1 protein-coding gene is annotated in these 574 nt (G+C 70.0%); it reads right to left on the minus strand.

Annotated features, from left to right (window positions below; all coding sequences use genetic code 11):
* Nucleotides 1-424, minus strand: a 424-nt coding sequence (locus tag AC1DWF_RS37065) for a histidine phosphotransferase family protein (RefSeq protein ID WP_476843412.1), incomplete at its 3' end; no start/stop codon positions are given.
* Between the last annotated feature and the right edge of the window lie 150 nt (nt 425-574).

Genomic DNA, 574 nt, shown 5'->3' on the forward strand with positions numbered 1-574 from the left:
CTTCCGGCATGAGCACCACGGAACCGTCCGAATCCCGGGAGATCCGAACGATCCCGCCGCGCGGCAGGGCCTCGGCGGCCAGCAACGCGGCGGAGAGCACCAGCCGGACGCGCCCCGGCGAAAGCTGTGCCGCGGCCGCTGCCATCACGAAACGCACGCGGTGTGCCATGGGCGCGCCGAGCAGCAGCGGGGCGAGCTCCGTCCAGGCCAGCTCGTCGCTGGAGCCGAAGGCGGCGGCGAAAAGCTTCAGCCTGGCGCCGAGCTCGTCGGTCGTCTCCGTCAGAATGTCATGCGCCGCGGGGTCCGCGGCCTGCGGCAGCAGGGCGATGACGCTGGCGACCGGCGATCCGAGGTCATGGCAGATCCGCGAGGCGGTCAGCTCGGCGAGGCGCGGGTCGGTCGACATGATCAGGCTCTCTTTCATTCTGAAAACGGGCTCCGGTGGCGGCCCCAAAGATGCCAGCGCAAGATCCGGGCCAGATTCGGCCGCCGCCGCAACCATGCCGCCCCTTCCTCGTCCCGCGATGGTTGCCGGATTCTTTAACTCCCCGGACGACTTATGCACGGCCCGTCC

This window comes from Aminobacter sp. P4_D5, assembly GCF_056401815.1.